Genomic DNA, 20,108 nt, shown 5'->3' with positions numbered 1-20,108 from the left:
CGTCGCTCACCAGCGCGTGGCGGGGTGCGTGCGCCGCCCGGTCCAGCGCTCGATCGTCGCCGACAGCTGGGCCGTGTTCACCGGCTTGGTCATGAAGCCGTCCATGCCGGCGGCGAAACAGCGTTCGCGGTCGGCCGCCAGCGCGTCGGCGGTCAGCGCGATGATCGGCGTGCGCGTGCCGGCGACCTGCTCGTCGGTGCGGATGCGGCGCGTGGCCTCGTAGCCGTCCATCACCGGCATGTGGCAGTCCATGAACACGAGGTCGTAGCGCTTGCGCTCGACGGCGCGCCGCGCGGCCTCGCCGTCGGTGGCGACGTCGACGTCGCAGCCGAGCTGCAGCAGCATCTGCTCGACGACCATCTGGTTGACCGGGTCGTCCTCGACCAGCAGCACGGCCGCACCGACCTCGTCGCTGCACGCAGGCTCGAGCGCCGGTGGTGGCGCCGGTGCGGCTGTGGCGGGCAGCGGCAGGTCGACCCAGAAGTGCGATCCGACGCCGGGGCGGCTGTGCACGCGCACCTGACCGTGCATCGCTTCGGCCAGCTGCTTGACGATCGCGAGCCCGAGACCGCTGCCCCCATGGCGGCGCGTGCTCGAAGCGTCGAGCTGCGAGAACGGGACGAACAGGTCGCCGAGGCGTTCGGGCGCGATGCCGATGCCGCTGTCGTGCACCGAGAAGCGCAGCGACGACGTGCCGCCGGTGGCGTCGGGCACCGGCGAGACGGCGAGCCGCACGTGGCCGCGTTCGGTGAACTTGACCGCGTTGTGCAGCAGGTTCAGCAGCAGCTGCCGCAGCCGCCGCGGGTCGGCCTGCACGCGCGCGGGCACCTGCGGCGCGACGTCGACGTCCAGCGTGATCGGCTTGTCGCGCGCCGCGACGCTGGCGAGGTCGACCGCCTCGGCGACGAGGGCGCGCAGGTCCACCGGTTCGGGGACGAGCGTCGGGCGGCCGGCTTCGAGCTGCGACAGGTCGAGCACGTCGTCGATCAGCGCGAGCAGTGCCGTCGCCGAGTGGTGCACGGTGCGCACGTAGCGCTGCTGGGTCGCCGTCAGCGGCGTGGCGGCGAGCAGTTCCGTTGCGCCGAGGATGCCGTTCATCGGCGTGCGGATCTCGTGGCTGGTGACGGCGAGGAACTGCGACTTCGCCAGACTGGCCTGCTCGGCCTGCTCGCGGGCGCGCTGCAGCTCGTCGGCCTGCGCCTGCAGGTCGCGCGTCTTCTGCTCGAGGCGCTCGACGAGGGCGCGCGCCGCGTGCACGGCCTGGCGCGAGCGGCGGCGCAGGCGCTCGGTGACGAGGCCGGTCAGCGCGAGGTAGCCGCCCAGCAGATACATCCCGGTCGCGATGCCGAGCCGCTCGCCCCACAGCGCGCGCGCCGGATCGCGCCACGCGATCACCAAGGCGTAGGCGAGGTAGGCGGCCACGACGGCGTGCGCGAAGTACAGCGCACGCCGGAAGCCGAATCCGACCTGGTCGGCGACGCGCACGAGCAGGAAGTAGGCGAAGAACAGGTTCGCCTGCTCGAGGTGCTGCAAGTTCACCAGCCACATCGCGATATCGAGGTGGAACAGCACGAGGCCGAGGTCGATGCGGGCGGTGCGCCCGTGGCCGAGGCGCAGCGCGAGCCAGGCGCCGGCGGCGCAGGCGAGGTTGGCGACGATCAGCGTCCACAGCGCGGGCGAGGTCAGCGGGGTGCCGTCGCGCCAGGCCTGCACCAGCAGCAGCGCGCACAGCACGACGTAGCCGGCCGCGCGCAGCGCGGGCACCTGCACGGTGTACAGGCGGCGCTCGTTGGCCGCCTTGCGGCGGGCCCGTTCGGCCTCGTCGAGCGTGAAGCCGGCGTCGTCGCTGTCGGGGTCCGGCAGGGCCGGTGCTGCATCCCGCGTCGCCATGCGGGCCATGATGGGCCGCGCCGGCCGCGCGGCGCCATGCCCCTTCGGAGGGGGCGGCGGCAGGCGCGCCACGGTAGCTGGCGGGCGCCACCGGGGCCGCGGCAGCGCTGCTACGATGGCCGGTTCCGAGTCGTACGCAGCCCTTCCGAGCGATGTCCACGCCCGTCGGTCCCGAGACGCCTGCCCTCGACCCCGGCGTGCCGCCGGCCGACCGGGGCCTGATCCGCATCCGCGGTGCGCGCCAGCACAACCTGAAGCACCTCGACCTCGACATCCGCACCGGCGAGATGACGGTCGTCACGGGCCCGAGTGGCTCGGGCAAGTCGAGCCTCGTGTTCGACACGCTGTACGCCGAAGGTCAGCGCCGCTACGTCGAGACGTTCAGTGCCTACGCGCGCCAGTTCCTCGACCGCATGGACCGCCCGGCGGTCGACCGCGTCGACGGCGTGCCGCCGGCGATCGCGATCGACCAGACCAACCCGGTGCGCACGAGCCGCAGCACGGTCGGCACGATGACCGAGCTGAACGACCACCTGAAGCTGCTGTTCGCGCGCGCCGGCCAGCTGTTCGACCGCGTGACCGCGCTGCCGGTGCGCCACGACACGCCGGCGACGATCCAGGCCGACCTGCGCGCGCGCGCCGCCGCGGCCGGCGATCCGCGACTGACGGTGACGTTCCCGGTCGAGCTGCCGGCGAACACGACGGCCGCCGAGGTCGAACAGTGGCTCGCGGCGAGCGGCTTCGCGCGCGTGCACGGCGAGCGGGAAGTCGATGGCAAGAAGGTGCTCGACGTGGTCGCCGACCGTTTCCGCGCATCGAGCGCCGAGGACGTGCGGATCAACGAAGCGATCGAGACGGCGCTCAAGCGCGGCGGCGGCCGTGTCGACGTGCAGGTGCAGCGCGACGACGGCACGACCGACGTCTGGCGCTGGTCGACCGGGCTGCACTGCCCCGAGTCCGACATCCGCTACGCCGACCCGCAGCCGAGCCTGTTCAGCTTCAACTCGGCGTACGGCGCGTGCGAGACCTGCCGCGGCTTCGGGCGCGTGATCGGCGTCGACCTCGGCCTCGTGATCCCCGACGGCCGCAAGACGCTGCGCAACGGTGCGATCAAGCCGTTCCAGACCCCCGCCTGGGCCGAGGTGCAGGACGACCTGCTGCGCTACGCCGGCGAGGCCGGCATCCCGCGCGACACGGCGTGGAACCAGCTGACGCCGGCGCAGCGCGACTGGGTGATCCACGGCTCGCCGCACTGGAATGGCGACTGGAACAAGCAGTGGTACGGCGTGCTGCGCTTCTTCGACTACCTCGAGAGCAAGGCGTACAAGATGCACATCCGCGTGCTCTTGTCGAAGTACCGCAGCTACACGCCGTGCACCGCGTGCGGCGGCGCGCGGTTGAAGCGCGAGGCCTTGCTGTGGCGCATCGGCTCGAAGGCCGACGCCGACGCGGTGCTCGAGCCCGGCCGCCGCTTCATGCCCGTCGGCGTCGAGTGGACGCGCGCGCAGCTCGAGGCGCTGCCGGGCCTCGCGCTGCACGACCTGATGCTGCTGCCGATCGAGCGCGTCAAGCGCTTCTTCGACGGCCTCGCGCTCGCCGACGCCGTGCTCGACGAGGCGCTCAAGCTCCTGCTGGGCGAGATCCGCACGCGCCTGAAGTACCTCGTCGACGTCGGCCTCGGGTATCTCACGCTCGACCGCCAGAGCCGCACGCTCTCGGGCGGCGAGGTGCAGCGCATCAACCTGACGACGGCGCTCGGCACGTCGCTCGTCAACACGATGTTCGTGCTCGACGAGCCGTCGATCGGCCTGCACCCGCGCGACATGAACCGCATCGTGCAGGCGATGCACCGGCTGCGCGACGCCGGCAACACGCTCGTCGTCGTCGAGCACGACCCGGCGGTGATGCTCGCCGCCGACCGCCTGATCGACATGGGCCCCGGCCCCGGCGAGCGCGGCGGCCAGATCGTGTTCGACGGCACGCCCGACGAGGCGCGGCACGCGAACACGCTCACCGGCGCCTACCTCGGCGGGCGCAAGCAGGTCGGCCTCGGGTTCCGGCGGCTGGTCGACGACGCGACGCCGAAGCTGATCGTCGAGGGCGCGCGCGAGCACAACCTGAAGAACGTCACGGTCGCGTTCCCGCTGCAGCGCCTCGTCGTCGTCACCGGCGTCTCGGGTTCGGGCAAGAGCACGCTGGTGCAGGACGTGCTGTACCCCGCGCTCGCGCGCCACTTCGGCCAGGCGACCGAGGCGCCCGGGGCGCACGAGCGGCTGCTCGGCGCCGACTGGCTGGCCGACGCCGTGTTCGTCGACCAGAGCCCGATCGGCAAGACGGCGCGCAGCAACCCGGCGAGCTACGTCGGTGCGTTCGACGCGATCCGCCAGCTCTTCGCCGATGCGCCGCTCGCGCGCGAGCGCGGCTACGGCGCCGGCATGTTCAGCTTCAACGCCGGCGACGGCCGCTGCCCGACCTGCGGCGGCTCGGGCTTCGAGCACGTCGAGATGCAGTTCCTGTCCGACGTCTACCTGCGCTGCCCCGACTGCGACGGCAAGCGCTTCCGCGCCGAGATCCTCGAAGTCAAGCTCGTGCGCGGGCCGCTGCAGCTGTCGGTGGCCGACGTGCTCGAACTCACGGTCGCCGAGGCGGCGCACTGGTTCCAGGCCGACCGCGACGTCGTCGCGCGGCTGCAGCCGCTGGTCGACGTCGGCCTCGACTACGTGCGCCTCGGCCAGCCGGTGCCGACGCTGTCGGGCGGCGAGGCGCAGCGGCTGAAGCTCGCCGGCTTCCTCGCCGAGGCGGCGGCACGGCCGGCGAGCCAGCCGCTGGCGAAGAAGGGCACGCTCTTCCTGTTCGACGAGCCGACGACCGGCCTGCACTTCGACGACATCGCGAAGCTGATGCGCGCGCTGCGCAAGCTGCTCGACGCCGGCCACTCGCTGCTCGTGATCGAGCACAACCTCGACGTGATCCGCGCCGCCGACTGGATCGTCGACCTCGGCCCCGAGGGCGGCGACGGTGGCGGCGAGGTCGTCGCCACCGGCACGCCCGACGACCTGAAGGCGCACCCGACGTCGCACACCGGCGCCGCGCTGCGCGAGTACGAGCACGCGCTGGGCGCCGGCGGCCACCGCGTCGAGGAAGGCCGTGCGCTGCAGGCGATCGTCAAGGCGCGGCGCGACGCCGCGCGCAGCGACGGCGTCGACGCGATCCGCATCGTCAACGCGCGCGAGCACAACCTGAAGGGGCTGTCGGTCGACATCCCGCGCGGCAAGTTCAACGTCGTCACTGGTGTGTCGGGCTCGGGCAAGAGCACGCTCGCGTTCGACATCCTGTTCAACGAAGGCCAGCGGCGCTACCTCGAGAGCCTGAACGCCTACGCGCGCAGCATCGTGCAGCCGGCGGGCCGGCCCGAGGTCGACGCCGTCTACGGCATCCCGCCCACCGTCGCGATCGAGCAGCGGCTCTCGCGCGGCGGGCGCAAGAGCACGGTCGCCACGACGACCGAGGTCTGGCACTTCCTGCGCCTGCTGTGGGTCAAGCTCGGGCTGCAGCACTGCGTGCACGACGGCGCCGAGGTGCGCCCGCAGAGCGTCGAGAGCATCGCCGCGCAGCTGCTGTCGCAGCACCGCGGCGAGCACGTCGGCCTGCTCGCGCCGCTGGTGGTCAACCGCAAGGGCGTCTACACCGACCTCGCGAAGTGGGCCAAGGCGCGCGGCCACTCGCACCTGCGCGTCGACGGCGAGTTCGTGAAGGTCGACCCGTGGCCGCGCATCGACCGCTTCCGCGAGCACACGATCGAGCTGCCGGTGGCGGACTTCGTCGTCGACCCGGCGCACGAGGCCGAGCTGCGCGACGCGCTGGCGAAGACGCTCGACCTCGGCCGCGGCGTGCTGCACCTGCTGCACCCGCTCGACGGCCTCGCGGCGGCACTCGATGACGGCCAGTCGACCGCCGGTATCGGCGCGCTGAAGGTGTTCTCGACCAAGCGCGCATGCCCGGTGTGCGGCACCAGCTACCCCGAGCCGGCCCCGCGCCTGTTCAGCTACAACAGCAAGCACGGCTGGTGCACGAGCTGCGTCGGCACCGGCCTGGCGCTGACGCGCGAGCAGCGCCGCGCGTTCGACGACTCGGTGCGCGCCGACGACGACAAGGGCCGCGAGCAGGCCTTCCCGAGCGAGGAGCCCGACGTCGAGGGCGTCGCCGACACACCGTGCCCCGACTGCGGCGGCACGCGACTGAACCCGACGGCGCGCGCGGTGACGTTCGACGGCCGCGCGATCAGCGAAGTCGCGGCGTGGTCGGTGACCGACGCGCGGCGCTGGGTCGACGGCCTCGCGCTCGCCGGCCGCGACGCGCAGATCGCGCGCGACGTCGTCGCCGAGATCGCGAGCCGCCTGCGCTTCCTCGAGGACGTCGGCCTCGGGTATCTCACGCTCGACCGCGCGGCGCCGACGCTCTCCGGCGGCGAGGCGCAGCGCATTCGCCTCGCGGCACAGCTCGGCAGCCACCTGCAGGGCGTGTGCTACGTGCTCGACGAGCCGACGATCGGGCTGCACCCGCGCGACAACGGCATCCTGCTCGACGCGCTGCAGCGCCTCGGCGCGATGGGCAACACGCTCGTCGTCGTCGAGCACGACGAGGACACGATCCGCCGCGCCGAGCACCTGATCGACATCGGCCCCGGCGCCGGCAAGCGCGGCGGGCGTGTCGTCGCGCAGGGCAGCGCGGCCGACCTGCAGCGCGCCGCCGACTCGGTCACCGGCCGCTTCCTCGCGGCGCCGCTGCGCCACCCGCTGCAGCCGCGCCGGCCGGTGGCCGGCGACACGCCGCGCCTCGTCGTGCGCGGCGCCGGCAAGCACAACCTGCAGCGGCTCGACGTCGGCGTGCCGCTGCAGCGGCTGGTCGCCGTCACCGGCGTCAGCGGCTCGGGCAAGAGCACGCTCGCGCGCGACGTGCTGCTCGCGAACCTGCAGTTCCGCAACCACCGCGGCGGCAAACCGGCGTGGTCAGGGTGCGAGCGCATCGACGGATACGACGCGATCGACCGCGTGCTCGAAGTCGACCAGACGCCGATCGGCAAGACGCCGCGCTCGTGCCCGGCGACCTACATCGGCTTCTGGGACGCGATCCGCAGGCTGTTCGCCGAGACGCTCGAAGCGAAGGCGCGCGGCTACGGCCCCGGGCGCTTCAGCTTCAACACCGGCGAGGGCCGCTGCCACGCCTGCGAAGGGCAGGGCGTGCGCACGATCGCGATGAGCTTCCTGCCCGACGTCAAGGTGCCGTGCGAGGTCTGCCGCGGACAGCGCTTCAACGCCGAGACGCTCGCGGTGAGCTGGCGCGGGCGCAGCATCGGCGAGGTGCTGCAGATGGAAGTCGACGAGGCGGTCGGGTTCTTCGCGTCGATGCCGGCGATCGCGTACCCGCTGCAGCTGCTGCACGACGTCGGCCTCGGGTACCTGACGCTGGGCCAGCCGAGCCCGACGCTGTCGGGCGGCGAGGCGCAGCGCATCAAGCTCGTGACCGAACTGAGCAAGGTGCGCGACGACGTGACCCGGCGCGGACAGAAACCGCCGCACACGCTGTACGTGCTCGACGAGCCGACGGTCGGCCTGCACATGGCCGACGTCGAGCGGCTGATCCGCGTGCTGCACCGGCTCGTCGACGGCGGCCACAGCGTCGTCGTGATCGAGCACGACCTCGACGTGATCGCCGAGGCCGACTGGGTCATCGACCTCGGGCCCGAAGGCGGCGCCGGCGGCGGGCGCGTCGCGGCGGCCGGAACGCCCGAGCAGGTCGTCGCGGCCGGCACGCACACCGGGCGCGCGCTCGCGCCGGTGCTCGCGCGCTGAGCGCGAGCCGCGCCGGCTACATCGTCGTCGACGGGGCGGCCGCGCGCGGCTCGGGCAGCGACGTCATCTGGCTGCGCGCGATCAGGTCGATCGCGCGGCACTGCAGCGCGACGGCGTCGTCGTGGTCGCCGCAGCGGTCGAGCACGTCGCTGATGCGCAGCAGCACGGTGACCTCCCACGCCGGGTCGGCGCACTGGCGTGCGAGCGTGGCAGCCTCGAAGCCGTGGTCGCGCGCGCGGTCGCGCGCGGCGCGCGCCTCGGCGCGGTCCAGCGCCGGGTCCGTCGCCTGTTCGACCGCGAGTTCCGACAGGTCGCACAGCAGGTCGACGCTGGCGTCGACGCCGCCGAGCGTGCGCGCCCAGCGCAGCGCCTGCTGCAGGTAGCGTTCGGCGGCCGCGCCTTCGGCCAGCGCCCGGTAGCCGTGTCCGACCTGCGTCAGCGCACGCACCATGTCGACCGGGCGCTGGCGCGCCTCGGCCGCGTCGAGTGCGCGGATCGCGGCGTCGAGCGCAGCGTGCGCAGGAGCACGGCCCTCGGGGCGGGTCGGGGTCGGCGGCAAACCGGTCATGCGGTCACTCCGGGAAGGTTCGGCAGGGCGGGCGCGGTGCGTCGACGAGCACGAGGCATGCTAGGCGCCGCCAGCGGCGTTGTCTTCCCGCGACCACGGGGGCGGCGCCGCCGCGCGCGGCGGCGATGCGAGGCGCGCCGCATCGTCGTGCATTCGGTCACGGCCGGTGCACCGCTGCCGGGCCGGCGCGCACCGGCGCGGCACAGCGGGCAATGACGCGGCGCATCAAGGAAAACCACAGGCCGGAGTCGGCCGACGCGACCGGACAATCCCGGCCACCGTTCGGTTCCGATCCCCCTGTACCGCGAGATTCAGGAGACTGCCATGCCTTTGTCGCACGCCCTTCGCTCGCTGGCCCTGGCCGGCCTCGTCGCTGTCGCCGGTCAGGCGTCGGCGCAAGTCACGCTGACGATGTCGTCGTGGGTGCCGCCGACACACACGCTCACCGAGACGCAGAAGGCGTGGTGCGAGATGCTGGCGCAGAAGGCCGCCGGCAAGGTGCGCTGCAACCAGCTGCCGCGCGCCGTCGTCGCGGCACCGGGCACGTTCGACGCCGTGCGCAACGGCCTCGTCGACCTGTCGTTCACGGTCCACGGCTACACGCCCGGGCGTTTCGTGACGACGCAGCTGGCCGAGTTCCCCTTCCTCGGCGACTCGGCCGAGGCCAACTCGGTCGCGTTCCAGCGCATCTACCAGAAGACCCCGGCGATGCAGGAAGAGCACAAGGGCGTCAAGGTGATCGCCGTGTTCACGCACGGGCCGGGCATCGTGTTCAACACCAAGCGGCCGATCACCAAAGTCGAGGACCTGTCGGGCCTGAAGTTCCGCGTCGGCGGCGGCATGGTCAACGAGATCAGCAAGGCGCTGGGGATGAACGTGACGCTCAAGCCCGCGCCCGAGAGCTACGAGCTGCTGTCGACCGGCGTGATGGACGGCACGCTGTTCCCGGCCGAGTCGATCGAGGGATTCAAGCTCGACAAGGTCGTCAAGTACGCGACGCGCTTCCCGGGCGGGCTGTACAACACCAGCTTCGTGTTCATGATGAACGAGAACACGTACAACAACCTGCCGGCCGACGTGAAGAAGATCGTCGACGAGATGTCGGGCGAGTTCGCCGCGCGCATGATCGGCCGCGGCTGGGACAAGGTCGACACGCGCGGCATGGCGTTCATGCAGGCCGCCGGCGTGCAGTTCACGATGGCCGACGCCGCGTTCGTCAACGCCGTCAAGCAGCGCACCGCCGGTCTCGAGGACGCGTGGGCCAAGGCTGCCGAAGCCAAGGGCATGAAGGACCCGAAGAAGGCGCTGGCCGACTTCCGCGCCGAAATCAAGAAGCTGCAGTGAGCGATACTGCCGGGAGCCGACCCGGCACCGCCTGATGCGAGCCGGCCCGCGGGCCGGCTCTTCGTTGCTGCCCTTCTGTGAGACCGCTGCTCCACACCCTGTGCGGCCTGCTGGCTGCCGTCGCGCTGTTCGCGATCATGCTGCTGACGTTCGCCGACGTCGGCGGGCGCAAGTTCCTGAGCACCTCGCTGCCCGGTGCGCTCGAACTCACCGAGATCCTGATGGTGCTGGTGATCTTTGCCGGCCTGCCGCTGGTGTCGCTGCGCGGCGAGCACGTCACGTTCGACTCGCTCGACCCGTGGCTGCCGCCGGTCGTGCGGCGCATGCAGCAGGCTGTCGTCGACCTGCTGTGCGCGGCGATGCTCGCGTTCATCGCGTGGCTGATGTGGAACAAGGCCGGCCAGCTCGCCGACTACGGCGACGTGACCGCGCGGCTGAAGATCCCGCTCGCGCCGTTCGTCTACGCGATGAGCGTGCTGTGCGCGGTGACGGCCTTCGTGCACCTGATGCTGCTGGCCAAACCGGTCGCACACCACCACGCCGGCGTCGACGACACGGCGTGACGCGACACCGCCTTCAATCCCCCGCACCATGACGGAAGCGCTGATCGGATTCGCCGCCGTGTTCGTCCTCGCGCTGCTGCGCGTGCCGCTGGCGTTCGCGATGGGGCTCGTCGGCGTCGTCGGGCTCGCGCTGGTGCGCAGCTGGCCGGCGTCGCTGTCGAGCACCGCACTGGTGGTCTACGAGACCGGGTTCGCGTACATCCTCAGCGTGATCCCGCTGTTCATCCTGATGGGCAACTTCGTCGCGCGCGCCGGGCTCGCGCACGAGCTGTACCGCGCCGCCTACTCGTTCATCGGTCACTTCCGTGGCGGGCTCGCGCATGCCACCGTGATCTCGTGCGCCGGGTTCGGCGCGATCTGCGGCTCGTCGATCGCCACCGCCGCAACGATGAGCCGCGTCGCGTACCCGTCGATGAAGAAGCTCGGCTATGCCGACTACCTCAGCGCCGGCGTGATCGCCGCCGGCGGGACGCTGGGGATCATGATTCCGCCGTCGACGATCCTCGTGATCTACGGCATCGTCACCGAGACCAACATCGGCAAGCTGTTCGCCGCCGGCGTGATCCCCGGTCTGCTGTGCGCGGCGCTGATGATGGTCGCGATCATGGTCATCGTCTGGCGCGACCCCGCCGCCGGCCCGGCCGGCGAGCGCGCGAGCTGGCGCGAGCGCCTGCGTGCCGTCAAGGGCGTGTGGGGTGTCGCGCTGCTCGTCGTGATCGTGCTCGGCGGCATCTACGGCGGCGTGTTCACCGCCACCGAGGGCGCGGGCATCGGCGCCTTCGGCGCCTTCTTGTTCGCGTGGCTGCGGCGCACGCTGACGTGGCGCGTGCTGTTCGAGGTGCTCGTCGACAGCGCTCGCACGACGGCGATGCTGTTCACGATCCTGATCGCGGCGACGATGTTCGCGAACTTCATCAACATGACGTCGATGCCGTACGACCTGAAGGAGTGGATCCTTCACCTCGGGCTGCCGCCGCTGGCGATCGTCGGCGCGATGATGGTGATCTACATTCTGCTCGGCATGATCATGGAAGAACTCGCCATGGTGCTGCTGACGCTACCGGTGTTCTTCCCGATCGTCGTCGGGCTCGGCTTCGACCCGGTGTGGTTCGGCGTGCTGATCGTGCTCGTCGTGCAGATCGGCCTGATCAGCCCGCCGGTCGGCCTGAACCTGTTCGTGCTGAACTCGCTGCTGCGCGACGTGCCGCTGACGCAGATCTACCGCGGCGTGTGGATGTTCGTCGCCGCGCTGATCGTCGCGCTGTTCCTGGTCCTCGAGTTCGCGCCGATCGCGCTCTGGCTGCCCGGGTTCATGCGCTGAGCGCGGCGGCGTTCAGGGCCAGCCGGCGTGCGGCACGTCGACGCGCACGCTCCACAGCTGTGCCTCGCGCGCCGCGCTGCGCGCGTGCTCGTCGAAGTCGGGCGCGACGCACAGGAACAGCGTGCGGCCGTCGTCGCCGCCGAGCGCGCAGGCGAACACGCCCAGTGGCGCCGTCGACAGCGTCTGCACGATCTCGCCACCCTCGCGCACGCGCACGACGCGCTGGCCGATCGCGTCGGCGATCCACAGGCAGCCCTCGGCGTCGAGCGTGCAGCCGTCGGGCGCGATCACAAGCTGGCCGAGCACGCCCATGAAGTCGGTCGCAGTGGGCAGCGGCGCGAACGCCGCCCAGTCGCGGCGGGGGCCGAGGCTGCCGTCGGGCGCGATGTCGAATGCCGAGACGCGGTTGCCGAAGCTCTCGCCGACGAGCAGCGTGCGCCCGTCGGGCGTGATCGCCGAGCCGTTCGGGAAGCACAGGCCTTCGGCAGCGGCATGCACGCGGCCGTCGGGGTCGACGCGCGCGAGCGTCGCGCGCTGCGGCGGCGCGCCGCCCATCAGGTCGAAGCCGAAGTTGCCGACCCACGCGCGCCCCTGCGCGTCGACGACCATGTCGTTGCAGTGGCCGCCGGCGATGCCCGCGAGGTCGGCGTGCAACACCAGCGTGCCGTCGGGCTCGCGGCGCAGCAGCCTGCGGTCGCGCATCGAGACGACGAGCAGCCGCCCGTCGGGCAGCCAGCCGAGCCCCGACGGCTGCTGCGGCACCTCGGCGACGGTCTCGACGCGGCCGGCGAGGTCGACGGTCAGCACGCGGTGGGTGTAGAAGTCCGACAGCCACAGCCGCCCGTCGTGCCAGCGCGGCGCTTCGAGGAACGAGAAGCCGCTGGCGAGCGGCGTGAAGGCGGGGGCGGTCATCGGCAGCCTCCGGAGTGTAGAGCGCCGACCGTAGCGCCGACGGGGACGTCAGCGCACCGGGACAAACCCCGCCGCACCGCGCCGCCGCGCCCGCACGACGAGCGCGCGCACCAGCCGCCAGCCGAGCAGCATGGCGACGATCGCGGCGTAGACGCCGACCTCGGCAAAGTCGTTCTTGCCGGCGCGCATCCAGAAGAAGTGCAGCAGCGCGAGGGCCGCGACGGCGTAGACCGTGCGGTGCAGCGCCTGCCAGCGCCGTGCGCCGAGCGCGCGGATCGCGCGGTCGAACGAGGTCGCCGCCAGCGGCAGCATCAGCAGCAGCGCCGCGGTGCCGACGAGGATGAACGGGCGCTTGCCGATGTCGCGCACGAGGTCGGCGACGACGAGGCCCATGTCGAGCCACGCGTAGGCAAGCAGGTGCAGCAGCGCGTAGAAGAAGGCGACGAGCCCGAGCATGCGGCGCAGCCGCGCGAGCGACGGCAGCGACAGCGCCTGGCGCAGCGGCGTCACGGCGAGCGCGAGGACGAGCAAGCGCAGCGTCCAGTCGCCAGTGCCGCGGATCAGCGCCTCGGCCGGGTTGGCGCCGAGCGTGTTCGTCACGGCGCCGTGCAGCAGCAGCGCGAGCGGCACGAGCGCGGCGGCGAGCAGCGCGGGCTTGACCGCGGCGTGGCGCAGCGCGGCGTCGACGCGCGCTGCGGCCGTGGGCCGGCCGCGTTCAGAAGAATTTGCGCAGGTCCATGCCGGCATAGAGCTGCCCGACCTGGGCCTCGTAGCCGTTGAACATCAGCGTCGGGCGCTTGCGCTGCAGCAGCCCGTCCTCGCCGATGCGCCGCTCGGTGGCCTGGCTCCAGCGCGGGTGGTCGACGCGCGGGTTGACGTTGGAATAGAAGCCGTACTCGTGCGGTGCGGCGACGACCCAGCTCGTGGCCGGCTGCTTCTCGACGAAGCGGATCTTCACCAGGCTCTTGCCGCTCTTGAAGCCGTACTTCCACGGCACGACCAGCCGCAGCGGCGCGCCGTTCTGGTTCGGCAGCACCTCGCCGTACAGGCCGAACGCGAGCAGCGTCAACGGGTGCATCGCCTCGTCGAGGCGCAGTCCCTCGACGTAAGGCCAGTCGAGTACCGACGAGCGCAGCCCGGGCATCTGCGCGCGGTCCGCGAGCGTGACGAACTCGACGTACTTCGCATTGCCGGTCGGCTCGGCGCGGCGGATCAGCTCCGACAGCGACCAGCCGACCCACGGGATCACCATCGACCAGCCCTCGACGCAGCGCAGGCGGTAGACGCGCTCTTCCATCGGCGCGAGCTTCAGCAGCTCGTCGAGGTCCCAGACCTTCGGCTTGCCGACCTCGCCCTCGACGGCCACGGTCCACGGGCGCGTCTTCAGCCGGTGCGCGTGGCGCGCCGGGTCGGACTTGTCGGTGCCGAACTCGTAGAAGTTGTTGTAGGTCGTGACGTCGTCGTACGCGGTGAGCTTTTCCATCGTCACGGCACCGGCGACCTCGCTCTTCGCGCCGGGCAAGGCGGCGAGCCTGCCCGGCGGCTTCGCCATCGCGGCGCGCGCGTCGCGTGCCGCCCACAGCCCGAGCGCGGTGCCGGCTGCGGCGGTCGCCGCGGCCTGCAGCAGGCGGCGGCGCTGCTCGAACACGCGCCGCGGCGTGATCTCGGACGGTACCGGGTGGAAGAAACCGCGGTCCTTCAGGGACTTCATGCGTGCTCCGATCGGGCCGGCACGCCCAGATTCGCGCCAGCGGCACCGGCCGTCACAGCGTGCCGTACGAGTGCAGCCCCGACAGGAACATGTTGACGCCGAGGAACGCGAACGTCGTCACCGCGAGGCCGACGAGCGCCCACCACGCCGAGATCGTGCCGCGCAGCCCCTTCATCAGCCGCATGTGCAACCAGGCCGCGTAGTTGAGCCAGACGATCAGCGCCCACGTCTCCTTCGGGTCCCAGCTCCAGTAGCCGCCCCAGGCCTCGGCGGCCCAGAACGCGCCGAGGATCGTCGCGATCGTGAAGAACGCAAAGCCCACCGCGATCGCCTTGTACATCACGTCGTCGAGCACCTCGAACGACGGCAGCCCGGCGGCGATGCGCCGGCGCATCGCGATGATGCCGCCCACCAGCAGCGCGCTCGCGCCGAAGTAGATTGCCCAGAAGTTGCTGATGCCGCCGGCGGCCGACTTGCGGAACAGCAGCGGCTCGAAGCACAGCACGACGCCCAGCGCCCACAGCGGCGCGAGCTTCCACCAGTTCGTCTCGCTCGCGTGCTGCTTGATCAGGTACGCGAATGCGACCATCGCCGCGATCGCGAACGTGCCGTAGCCGATGAAGTTCGCCGGCACGTGCAGCTTCATCCACCAGCTCTGCAGCGCCGGCACCAGCGGCTGGATCTCGTGCGCCTGGCGGTCGACCGTGTACCACAGCAGGAAGCCGACGGCGGCGCTGACGATCAGCATCGCGAACGCGCCGAGCGCCTTCGTCTTGTAGACCTGCTCGTAGTACAGGTAGAACAGCGCCGTCATCCAGCAGAACAGCACGAACACCTCGTACAGGTTGCTGACCGGGATGTGGCCGATGTCGGGCGCGATCTGGTGGCTCTCGTACCAGCGCACGAGCGAGCCGACGAGCGCCATGAACACGGCGGCCCACGCGAGGCGCGAGCCGATGCGCTGCGCCGTGTTGTCGGTGCCCGCCTTCGCGGTCGCGAAGACGCCGATCCAGTAGAAGACCGTGCTCATGAAGAACAGCACGCTCATCCACAGGATCGCGCTCTGGCTCGACAGGAAATACTTCAGCAGGAACACGTTGTCGGCCGCGGCGAGGTCGGCGCCGAAACCGTCGGTCGTGCGCGCATACAGGCCGATGGCCAGCAGCACCGCCGCGCCGACGCCGAGGGCCAGCGTGCGCAGCGGCGCCCAGAACCAGCCCAGGCCGATGACCACCGGCGCGCTGCCGGCGAGGATCCACTTCTCGTAGACGTCCATCGACGCGCCGTAGCGCCAGAACGCGAAGCCGGTGCCGGCGATCACGAGGGCGGCGAACAGCCAGTCGTAGGCGCCGAAGGCGCCGAGCCGCGACGGACGCGATGCGACGGGCAGGCGGTGGGTGGACGTGGTCGCGGTGTTCATGCGGACTCCTTGGCGGGTGCCGTCGCGGCGGGCACGAGGACGGTCTTCAGGCGGTCGAATTCGGCGTCGGCCTCGAGCGTGCGCCGCGTCGTCGACAGCGCGGCGACGATGCGCGTACGCGCGCCGGGCGCGCCGGCATCGTCTTCGAGCCAGACCCACAGCCGGCGTTCGCGCACGTACAGCATCACGAACACGCCGACGATCAGCAGCACGGCGCCGAGGTAGACGAGGTTCTTGCCCGGCGCGCGCGCGACCTGGAACACGCTCGCCTGCACCTGCTGGAAGTCGGTGAGCTGCAGCAGCACCGGCGCGGGGTAGAAGAAGCTGTCGGACAGCGACGTCAGCGCGCGCGACAGGAAGTCCTGCACCTGCGCGTCGGGCACGAGCGCCGGTTGCCCGGCCTGGGCGCGCGCCGTGTTCAGCAGCTCGAACAGGCTGCCGCTGAGGATGCGCAGCAGCACCTCGGACACCCGCTCGCGCTCGCCCTCGGGCACCGTCGACTCGAGGAAGCGCGCCACCGACGCCAGCCCGCCGCGCACCGGCGGCGTGTCGGCCGCGGGCGTCGCCGCGTGGGGCTGGTCGGCCGGCTCCTGGCCCGCGAACAGCGTCAGCAGCCGCAGCGACGTCACGCGCAGCTGCTCGGCCATCTCGGGGCGGTCGGCGGGCGTCGCGGCAGCGGCATAGCGCCGCGCGGCGAGGTCGCGCAGCGCCGGGTCGTCGAGCGCCGTGCGCAGCCGCACCCAGGTGTCGATCGAGTCGTCGGCGTCGACCGGGATGCGCAGGTAGCGGAAGCTCTCGTTCGGGTTCTCGCGCACGCCGGCGAGCATGACGCGCTGCCCGTCGAGCTCGATCGGCAGCATGTAGTTGTGGAATTCGCGCGCCTGGCCGCTGGCGTCGCGCAGCTTGTACGTCACCGACGGGCCCACGTTGCGCAGCTGCTTCTGCGTGCGCACCTTGGCGCCCGAGCCGAGGTGGTCGTCGAGCGCGCTCTTCAGGTCGACGCGGCGCACGTCGGTGCCCGAGCCCATGCCGCCGGCACCGAAGTTCTCGACGTTGATCACGCGCAGCCCGGTGAACTCGAGCTGCAGCGTCTCGCCGCCGCGCTGCAGCGTCGTGCTGCTGCCGACGACGCCCTGGACCTCGAACTCGCGCGCGCCCGCATGCAGCGGAATCGCGCGCAGCTTCAGGCTCGAGCCGCCGTCGTCGAAGCTGCTCTGGTAGATCGCGACGCCACGGTGGAACGCGGGGTGGTTGACCTCGACGCGCGCCTCGCGCGACTGCCCCGTCTCGTGGTCGTGGATCACGATCTCGCTGGCGAACAGCTTGGGCATGCCGGTCTCGTAGTACTCGACGATGAACTTCTTCAGCTCGACGTCGAACGGCAGGTCCTGCAGCACGACGCCGTCGGGCATCGACAGGATCGCCGTGCCGGCGCGCGCGCCCTCGGGCACGAGCAGGTTGGCGCGGTAGGTCGGGTTGTTCGGCCCGAGGCGGTGCTGGGGCGGCACTTCGCTGATCAGCCCGCCGCCGCGGTAGACCGACTTGTCCTGCAGCCACATCTGCGCGCGCACGACGAGGTCACCATCGAACAGCCCGCCCAGGCAGATCAGCACGATCGCGCCGTGCGCGGCGAGGTAGCCGAGCTTGTTCGACGCGCCCTTGCGCGCGGCGATCATCGTGCCGTGGGGGCGCACCTGCACCTTGGCGCGCCAGCCGGCGGCACCGAGCGTCGCCGCGATGCGGTCGTAGGCCGCGGCGCGCGGCTCGTCGACCGTGCCCTGCGCCTTGTGGTGGAACGCCTGCAGCGACTGTTCGCGCAGGTGCTCCTTGTAGGCCTTGAGGTCGGCGATGATCTTGGGCGTGTTGCGCGCGATGCACAGGCTCGTCGAGACGACGAGGAACGCCAGGATCAGCAGGAACCACCACGCGCTGTACACCGTGTACAGCCCGACGGCAGCGAACACGTCGGCCCAGAATGGGCCGAACTGGTTGACGTAGTTGTTGAACGGCTCGTGCTGCTTGACGACGGTGCCGATCACCGACGCGATGCAGATCAGCGTCAGCAGCGAGATCGCGAACCGCATCGACGACAGCAGCTCGACGCCCTCGCGCAGCCAGCGCGAGCGCGCGCTGACCTCGAAGCCGGCCGTGGTGACGCTCATGGCGCGATTATCGTGACCGGCGCCGCTGGGCGCCGAAAGGCCCCGGGGCGCCCCGGCACGATGCAGGAATTGCCGCGGCCGCGCCCGCCGGGGCGCACTCAGCGCAGACCGGCGGCGTAGTCGGCCAGCGCAGCGATCTCGCGGTCGCTCAGGTTCGCCGCGATCGACAGCATCTGCCCGTTGTTGGCGCGCTCACCGGAGCGGTAGCCCTTCAGCGACGACGCGACGTACTCGGCGTGCTGGCCGGCCAGGCGCGGGTACTGCGCCGGGATGCCGGCCCCGTTGGGGCTGTGGCAGCCGGCGCACGCGGGCACCTTCTTGCTCGCGATGCCCCCGCGCCAGATACGCTCGCCCAGCAGCACGAGGTCGGCGTTGGTCGCGGCGCCTGGCACCGGCGGCAGGCTGGCGTAGAACGCGGCGACGTTGACCATGTCGTCGTCGCTCAGCGCGGCGACCATGCCCTGCATGACGGCGTTGACGCGTTTGCCGGCCTTGAACTCGCGCAGCTGCTTGGTCAGGTACTCGGGGTGCTGGCCGGCGAGGATCGGGTTCGCGGGCGCACCGCGCGAGCCGTCGACCGTGTGGCATGCGACGCACACCTGCGTGGCAATCGTGCGCCCCTTCGCCAGGTCGGGCCCTGCCTTGGTGTCGCCGGCGGCGGTGGCCGACAGCGGCGCGAGCAAGGTGGCAGCCAGTACGGCGGCGGCCAGCCGGAAGGCGGGGTGGGCGTTCATCGCATGCGGCTCGGAAGAAACAAACCTTGAAATTTTACAATGCTCCATGCCCACCTCTGCCGCTGCTTCCGTCTCGCCGGCTCGCACCGCGCTGGCCTGGGCGCACGGCGCGCGCTTCCTGACGACGGCCAGCCGGCTCGACCAGCTGCCGGTCACCGAACTGCCCGAGATCGCCTTCGTCGGGCGCAGCAATGCCGGCAAGTCGACCGCGATCAACACACTGGCGCAGCAGCGGCGGCTCGCGTTCGCGTCGAAGACGCCGGGACGCACGCAGCACATCAACCTGTTCGCGCTCGGCCCGAAGGACGCGCCCGATGCGCTGTGGGCCGACCTGCCGGGCTACGGCTACGCCGCGGTCGAACGTGCGGCCAAGCTGCGCTGGCAGCAGGTCATGGCCGATTACCTGGCGATGCGGCGCAGTCTGTCGGGCGTCGTGTTGCTGGTCGACGCGCGGCTGGGTCTGACCGACCTCGACCGCCGGCTGCTCGAGTTCATCGCGCCGCGCGTGCGCACCGGCGAGGTCCGCCTGCTCGTGCTGCTGACCAAGGCCGACAAGCTCTCGCGCCGCGAGGCCGACGCGGCGCTGCGCAGCACCTCGCAGGCGCTGGGCGAGTTCGCCAGCGAGGCGTCGGACATCGGCGTGGCGCTGTTCTCGGCACTCACGCGCGACGGGCTCGACGACGTCGCGCAGACGCTGCACGCGTGGGCGCACCCAGCCGCGGCGTCATCGTCATGATCGACACCTTCGACGCCCGCCTGCCGCACGGCATCACGCTCGCGTGCCGCCGCGCCGGCGCCGTCGGCGCGCCGCGCGTGCTGCTGCTGCACGGCTTTCCCGAGGCCGCGTTCGCGTGGGACGGCGTGATGCAGCGGCTCGCACCGCGCGCGCAATGCGTCGCGCCGAACCTGCGCGGCTATGCGCCGTCGTCGGCGCCGCCCGGCGTCGACGCGTACCGCGCGAAGCACCTCGTCGCCGACGTCGCGGCGCTGATCGACCACCTCGGCGGTCGCGTCGACGTGCTGGTCGCGCACGACTGGGGTGGCGCCGTCGCGTGGGCATTCGCCGCGCAGCACCCGCAGCGCGTGCGCCGGCTGCTGATCGTCAATGCGCCGCACCCGGCGACCTTCCTGCGCGAGCTGCGCGACAACCCGGCGCAGCAGCGCGCGAGCGCCTACATGAACTTCCTCGTGCGCCCCGACGCGGAGGCGCTGCTCGCCGAGAACGACTTCGCCCGCCTGTGGCGGTTCTTCACGTCGATGGGCGCCGACGACGCGTCGCACCCCGGCGGCGGCTGGCTCACGGCCGACTTGCGCGAGCGCTACCGCGAGGTCTGGCGCAGCGGGCTCAGTGGGCCGCTGAATTACTACCGGGCCTCGCCGCTGCGTCCGCCGGCGGCGTCGCACGACGCACTCGCCACGCTGGCGCTGCCGCCCGAGGCGGTCACGGTGCGCGTGCCGACGACGGTGCTGTGGGCCGATGCCGACACGGCGCTGCTGCCGTCGCTGCTCGACGGACTCGACGCCTTCGTGCCCGATCTGCGCGTCGTGCGTGTGCCGGGGGCGACGCACTGGGTCGTCCACGAGCAGCCGCAGCGGGTGGCCGACGCGGTGGCTGCGCTGTTGCCCTGAAC

At 71.8% G+C, this 20,108-nt stretch carries 14 protein-coding genes; 6 read left to right on the top strand and 8 right to left on the bottom strand.

The genetic code is table 11. The features are described 5' to 3' along the window. Positions 1-6: 6 nt before the first annotated feature. Complete coding sequence (locus tag MOJ79_RS11750; RefSeq protein WP_241924322.1) at positions 7-1,890, bottom strand: ATP-binding protein; 1,884 nt, start codon at positions 1,888-1,890, stop codon at positions 7-9. Between the two features lie 152 nt (positions 1,891-2,042). On the opposite strand from MOJ79_RS11750, the gene uvrA reads away from it, so the two are divergent. Continuing rightward, on the top strand, positions 2,043-7,742 hold the full coding sequence (uvrA, locus tag MOJ79_RS11745) for an excinuclease ABC subunit UvrA (RefSeq protein WP_241924321.1): 5,700 nt from the start codon (positions 2,043-2,045) through the stop codon (positions 7,740-7,742). Positions 7,743-7,758: 16 nt separating this feature from the next. On the opposite strand, the gene MOJ79_RS11740 is transcribed toward uvrA, so the two are convergent. After that, positions 7,759-8,310, bottom strand: coding sequence for a hypothetical protein (locus MOJ79_RS11740; RefSeq protein WP_241924320.1), 552 nt, complete (start codon positions 8,308-8,310; stop codon positions 7,759-7,761). A 324-nt stretch (positions 8,311-8,634) separates the two neighbouring features. Between MOJ79_RS11740 and MOJ79_RS11735 the strand changes: the two genes are divergently transcribed. The 3 genes from MOJ79_RS11735 to MOJ79_RS11725 all read left to right on the top strand — a co-directional run bounded on the left by MOJ79_RS11735 (position 8,635) and on the right by MOJ79_RS11725 (position 11,538). Beyond that, positions 8,635-9,654, top strand: a complete 1,020-nt coding sequence (locus MOJ79_RS11735) for a TRAP transporter substrate-binding protein (protein WP_119290136.1) — start codon at positions 8,635-8,637, stop codon at positions 9,652-9,654. A 77-nt stretch (positions 9,655-9,731) separates the two neighbouring features. Continuing rightward, positions 9,732-10,217: a TRAP transporter small permease gene (locus MOJ79_RS11730; RefSeq protein WP_241924319.1), complete on the top strand. Its 486-nt coding sequence runs from the start codon at positions 9,732-9,734 to the stop codon at positions 10,215-10,217. Between the two features lie 28 nt (positions 10,218-10,245). After that, entirely contained in the window at positions 10,246-11,538 is a 1,293-nt protein-coding gene (locus tag MOJ79_RS11725) for a TRAP transporter large permease (RefSeq protein ID WP_241924318.1), read from the top strand. Positions 11,539-11,550: 12 nt separating this feature from the next. On the opposite strand, the gene MOJ79_RS11720 is transcribed toward MOJ79_RS11725, so the two are convergent. The 6 genes from MOJ79_RS11720 to MOJ79_RS11695 form a co-directional block, all read right to left on the bottom strand. Beyond that, positions 11,551-12,450 carry an SMP-30/gluconolactonase/LRE family protein gene (locus MOJ79_RS11720; protein ID WP_241924317.1) on the bottom strand — a complete coding sequence of 300 codons (900 nt, stop codon included), beginning with the start codon at positions 12,448-12,450 and terminating at the stop codon, positions 11,551-11,553. Positions 12,451-12,498: 48 nt separating this feature from the next. Next, positions 12,499-13,197, bottom strand: coding sequence for a sulfite oxidase heme-binding subunit YedZ (locus MOJ79_RS11715; RefSeq protein ID WP_241924316.1), 699 nt, complete (start codon positions 13,195-13,197; stop codon positions 12,499-12,501). After that, positions 13,166-14,161, bottom strand: a complete 996-nt coding sequence (gene msrP / locus MOJ79_RS11710; RefSeq protein WP_241924315.1) for a protein-methionine-sulfoxide reductase catalytic subunit MsrP — start codon at positions 14,159-14,161, stop codon at positions 13,166-13,168. The genes MOJ79_RS11715 and msrP overlap by 32 nt, the downstream gene beginning before the upstream one ends. A 52-nt stretch (positions 14,162-14,213) precedes the next feature. Further along, a complete protein-coding gene (gene ccsB, locus MOJ79_RS11705) occupies positions 14,214-15,581 on the bottom strand; it encodes a c-type cytochrome biogenesis protein CcsB (RefSeq protein WP_241924314.1) in 1,368 nt (455 codons plus the stop codon). After that, positions 15,578-17,743, bottom strand: a complete 2,166-nt coding sequence (locus tag MOJ79_RS11700; RefSeq protein ID WP_241924313.1) for a cytochrome c biogenesis protein ResB — start codon at positions 17,741-17,743, stop codon at positions 15,578-15,580. The genes ccsB and MOJ79_RS11700 overlap by 4 nt, the downstream gene beginning before the upstream one ends. A gap of 98 nt (positions 17,744-17,841) precedes the next feature. After that, positions 17,842-18,477, bottom strand: a complete 636-nt coding sequence (locus MOJ79_RS11695) for a c-type cytochrome (protein ID WP_241924312.1) — start codon at positions 18,475-18,477, stop codon at positions 17,842-17,844. A gap of 46 nt (positions 18,478-18,523) precedes the next feature. Here MOJ79_RS11695 and yihA point away from each other — a divergent pair, with 46 nt between their 5' ends. Both yihA and MOJ79_RS11685 read left to right on the top strand, forming a co-directional pair. Beyond that, positions 18,524-19,213 (top strand): ribosome biogenesis GTP-binding protein YihA/YsxC, encoded by a 690-nt coding sequence (gene yihA, locus MOJ79_RS11690; protein ID WP_241924311.1) that lies wholly within the window; start codon positions 18,524-18,526, stop codon positions 19,211-19,213. Next, positions 19,210-20,106 (top strand): alpha/beta fold hydrolase, encoded by an 897-nt coding sequence (locus MOJ79_RS11685; protein ID WP_241924341.1) that lies wholly within the window; start codon positions 19,210-19,212, stop codon positions 20,104-20,106. The genes yihA and MOJ79_RS11685 overlap by 4 nt, the downstream gene beginning before the upstream one ends. Positions 20,107-20,108 lie beyond the last annotated feature (2 nt).

The sequence above is a fragment of the Calidifontimicrobium sp. SYSU G02091 genome (assembly GCF_022631395.1).
Lineage (GTDB): Bacteria > Pseudomonadota > Gammaproteobacteria > Burkholderiales > Burkholderiaceae_C > Calidifontimicrobium > Calidifontimicrobium sediminis.
This window is presented reverse-complemented; position numbering and strand designations above follow the sequence as displayed.

Coding starts and splice junctions, on each gene's coding strand:
- MOJ79_RS11750 (WP_241924322.1), bottom strand. CDS start 1,890: ATGGCGACGCGGGATGCAGCACCGGCCCTGCCGGACCCCGACAGCGAC.
- uvrA (WP_241924321.1), top strand. CDS start 2,043: ATGTCCACGCCCGTCGGTCCCGAGACGCCTGCCCTCGACCCCGGCGTG.
- MOJ79_RS11740 (WP_241924320.1), bottom strand. CDS start 8,310: ATGACCGGTTTGCCGCCGACCCCGACCCGCCCCGAGGGCCGTGCTCCT.
- MOJ79_RS11735 (WP_119290136.1), top strand. CDS start 8,635: ATGCCTTTGTCGCACGCCCTTCGCTCGCTGGCCCTGGCCGGCCTCGTC.
- MOJ79_RS11725 (WP_241924318.1), top strand. CDS start 10,246: ATGACGGAAGCGCTGATCGGATTCGCCGCCGTGTTCGTCCTCGCGCTG.
- MOJ79_RS11720 (WP_241924317.1), bottom strand. CDS start 12,450: ATGACCGCCCCCGCCTTCACGCCGCTCGCCAGCGGCTTCTCGTTCCTC.
- MOJ79_RS11715 (WP_241924316.1), bottom strand. CDS start 13,197: ATGCCGGCATGGACCTGCGCAAATTCTTCTGAACGCGGCCGGCCCACG.
- msrP (WP_241924315.1), bottom strand. CDS start 14,161: ATGAAGTCCCTGAAGGACCGCGGTTTCTTCCACCCGGTACCGTCCGAG.
- ccsB (WP_241924314.1), bottom strand. CDS start 15,581: ATGAACACCGCGACCACGTCCACCCACCGCCTGCCCGTCGCATCGCGT.
- MOJ79_RS11700 (WP_241924313.1), bottom strand. CDS start 17,743: ATGAGCGTCACCACGGCCGGCTTCGAGGTCAGCGCGCGCTCGCGCTGG.
- MOJ79_RS11695 (WP_241924312.1), bottom strand. CDS start 18,477: ATGAACGCCCACCCCGCCTTCCGGCTGGCCGCCGCCGTACTGGCTGCC.
- yihA (WP_241924311.1), top strand. CDS start 18,524: ATGCCCACCTCTGCCGCTGCTTCCGTCTCGCCGGCTCGCACCGCGCTG.
- MOJ79_RS11685 (WP_241924341.1), top strand. CDS start 19,210: ATGATCGACACCTTCGACGCCCGCCTGCCGCACGGCATCACGCTCGCG.